This is a genomic window from Okeania sp., assembly GCF_983059655.1.
The window spans coordinates 1-3,511 of the sequence record NZ_CEZPJD010000819.1 but is presented as its reverse complement, the minus strand read 5'-3'; the positions used below and the strand labels follow the sequence as shown (position 1 = coordinate 3,511).

The 3,511-nt window shown below is 36.6% G+C and carries 3 protein-coding genes; 2 read left to right on the top strand and 1 reads right to left on the bottom strand.

Annotated features, from left to right (window positions below; genetic code table 11):
• Window positions 1-263 precede the first annotated feature (263 nt).
• Window positions 264-1,466, top strand: coding sequence for an RNA-guided endonuclease InsQ/TnpB family protein (locus AC3DU7_RS28840; protein WP_488042692.1), 1,203 nt, complete (start codon window positions 264-266; stop codon window positions 1,464-1,466).
• A gap of 579 nt (window positions 1,467-2,045) precedes the next feature.
• Here the strand turns inward: AC3DU7_RS28840 and AC3DU7_RS28835 are convergent.
• The gene (locus AC3DU7_RS28835; RefSeq protein ID WP_293075731.1) at window positions 2,046-2,435 is read right to left on the bottom strand and encodes a hypothetical protein; all 390 of its coding nucleotides are present in this window, start codon (window positions 2,433-2,435) and stop codon (window positions 2,046-2,048) included.
• Between the two features lie 216 nt (window positions 2,436-2,651).
• On the opposite strand from AC3DU7_RS28835, the gene AC3DU7_RS28830 reads away from it, so the two are divergent.
• Complete coding sequence (locus tag AC3DU7_RS28830) at window positions 2,652-3,182, top strand: helix-turn-helix domain-containing protein (protein WP_488042691.1); 531 nt, start codon at window positions 2,652-2,654, stop codon at window positions 3,180-3,182.
• The last annotated feature ends 329 nt before the right edge of the window (window positions 3,183-3,511 follow it).

Sequence of the window (3,511 nt, the reverse complement as noted above, 5' to 3'; positions counted from 1 at the left end):
CAGAGAAACACAGACAAAGAAATTATGATGTGGTTGACTATATGTTGCTCTTAGATCAACGGCAAATCTATATGGATTTAGGGGACCCATATTATAATCTGAATTTTGATATTCAACTTAGCGATTACACTGTTGCTTTGTAGTTGTAAACCTACGTTTTTACCGAAAAAATGGGTCTAAAGCCTCGCCCATAAGCGGGCGACTTTTTAGTTGTTTTTTTTCAATAAATATGTTATTTTAAGTGTTAGTTAAAAAGTCAGATTATGAAAGCTAGATTTAAGTATCGTATATATCCAACAGCGGGACAAAAATACCGATTAGCAAAGCTATTTGGTTGTGTCCGCGTTGTTTGGAATGATAGCCTAGCTTTCTGCCAGAAGAAATACAAGTTAGGAGAAAAGAAACCTGGTAGCTCTGAACTACAAAAACAGTTCATTACTCAAGCTAAAAAGGCTGAAGACAGAGAATGGCTATCAGAAGTTTCTGCTATACCATTGCAGCAATCTTTAAATGATTTAAACCAAGCTTATCAAAACTTTTTTAAATCAACTAGAGGCCAAAGAAAAGGTAAGGCGATCAGACCTCCTAAATTTAAAACTAGAAAGTCAAAGCAAACTGCTAGATTTACAAGAGGAGGTTTTAAAGTTGGTCAGCATAAAGTATATTTAGCTAAGATTGGAAAACTCAAGATAGTTTGGTCTAGAGAGTTACCTGCTCCTCCATCATCAGTAACTATTATTAAAGACTCAGCTAATAGATATTTCTTAAGTTTTGTAGTAGAAACTTGTGCCAAAATATTGCCTCAGATTGATAATTCAGTGGGGATAGACTTAGGCATCAAAACCTTTGCTACATTTAGCGATGGTACAAAGGTTGATGCTCCTAAACCATTGAAAAAGCGGATTAAAAAGTATCGAAAGTTAAGTAAATCATTATCCAAGAAAACTTTAAAGTCTAAACGATATGAAAAAGCTAGATTGAGAGTAGCTAAATTTCATGCCAAAGTAAAAGACATTAGGACAGATTTTCTGCATAAATTATCCACTGAAATAATTTGTGAAAACCAAACAATTGTTTTAGAGGATTTGAATGTATCTGGTATGGTGAAAAACCGTAAATTATCCAGAGCAATATCAGATTTAGGTTGGCGGACATTCCGAATACTTCTAGAAGGTAAAGCAGAAAAATACGGTCGGGATTTGAGAGTAATTAATCGTTGGGAGCCAACCAGCCAAAAATGCAGTTGTTGTGGTTTTCATGGAGGCAAATTAGACCTTCAAGTGAGAGAGTGGGAATGCCTTAACTGTGGTGCTAAACACGATCGCGATACCAACGCAGCGATAAATATATTAGTCGCGGGCGGGCAGTCCGAGACATTAAACGGACGCGGAGGCAAGCGTAAGACTACCGTCAAGGTAGCAGCAGCCTGTGAAACGTCAACCCCCCGAGGAGCTATAGCTCGGTAGGAATCCCCGTGCCTAACAGCCGGGGAGGATGTCAAAAACATGATTTCTTTTATTGCGACTATCGCAATAGTACATTAGATAGCTGAAATTGTAGTTAGTGAAATGAAATAATTTATTGGATGTATAGGAAAGTTTTAAAAATGAAAAAATTATTTTTGAGATAGATATAAATACTTGCAGCTTAAAATCTGTAGCCCAAGACACATGAGTTTTAATATGGTGCGTTAATGAAATGTAACGCACCCTACTGGACTACTGATAAATAAAAGTAGATTTAGAGACAGGGTTTTGTTGACATCCTCCCCGGCCTAAAGGCACGGGGATTCCTACTGAGCCGTAGCTCTTCGGCGGGTTGACGCTTCACAGGGTGCTGCTTCCTTGGCGGTAGTCTGACGCTTCCCTCCACGTCCATTTAGAGTTTCCGAGTGCCCCCCGGCAACTAATAATACTGTAGCATATATTCAATTCACTTGCAAATAAAATAAAAAGTCGCCCTACAAGGGCGAGGCTTTAAACCCAATTTTTCGGTAAATAGTATTTGTGTTGGGTTTCGTTACCGCTCAACCCTACAAATACTGTTTACCAGAAAATAGTTTGCCCCAATTCGTTACGCAGATCAATTACAGGTCTCTCTCGACAGACCCTATCAGGGCAAACATCAAATACATAGACAGCATCACCTTCAGGAGCACAAATTACAGCAAACATTGCATCTTTCCCTGCCATTCGGCCTTCTGCACCAGTTCCTGCTATACGTCTTACTGTTCCTTTTTGTAACTTTCCTGAAGCTTCGTATTCTTTTAATTTCCTTTCTGCTGCTAATTCACATTCTGCTCTTCGTTTAGTGCTAACACGTTGCCAACCAGAACCAGAACCCCAAGCAGGGCGTTCAGCTTTAGCTATCTGAGGGAAAAATGTTGTTAATAATCCCCACATCAGTGTCAAGGTCAAAATTTTTCCAGACTTCATATTACTCTATCTAATTTAACTAATACTTTGTTACAATTTCCTTAGCTTGATATATTTTTTGCAAGCTTATCTAATACAATTCTAATTCGCTCATTTTCATATCTACAAGCCGGAAAAAGACGGATAAAAACGGAGATTTTATTAAGAAAATATAAAAAGGACGGATAAAGAAGGATAATAGCGGATAAGCTATTCAGAAGAATTAATTCTAAAACAATGGACTGGCAAACAGTTTTAAATTCAATTGATGAGTTAGTCTTTCAGCAAACTGGAAAACACCTAAATAATCTACAAATGGCAATTTTGAAAGGTGTTCTGAATAACGAAAAATATAGAGAAATTGCAGAACAATATAAATGTTCTAATGGTCATGTTAAGGATGAAGGATACGAACTCTGGCAAGTTTTATCAGAAATTTTTGGAGAAAAGTTAAATAAGTCAAATTTTATTGCTACAGTCGAACGTTTAGGATTTGCAAATTATCATTCTCGGTTATTTAATCCAGTACAAATTGGCAATCTCAATCTTTGCTCTAATTCCGAAACAGCAGAATTAGAAAATAGTAATGCTGCAAATACTCAATCAAATTACAAAAAGACAACCTCTTGCCAACCCATCGTTGAAAATGTTTTGTACGCAACTAAATTAAATACTGTTTCTAAATTAATCAAACTCGGTTTAACAGCAGAGCAAATTGCTGAAGTGGTAGATTTACCATTAAATGAAGTACAACAACTCATGGAGTAAATTTGTCAGTATGATAAGTCAAGGAAGTTTAGCGATCGCCTCTCGTTCATCTAAAATCTTTATATAAGGAACTCTCTCCTGACTTCGGTAGGGAAAACAACAAAAGCTGACGGCTAATATAGCAATCCGTGCAGAGGTTGCGGGTAATCAAAAAGTAGGTAAAAAATTTGAAACTCCCGCCTGTTCCCTGTTCCCTGTTCCCTGTTCCCTAAAAGCAGTAAGATTTTTATACACAAATCAAATAGGATTGCTATAGCTAATTACTATATTGACTTACAATTATTAAAAAATCAGATATTCAAAGATATAGTTTTGATGAAAAATATTTT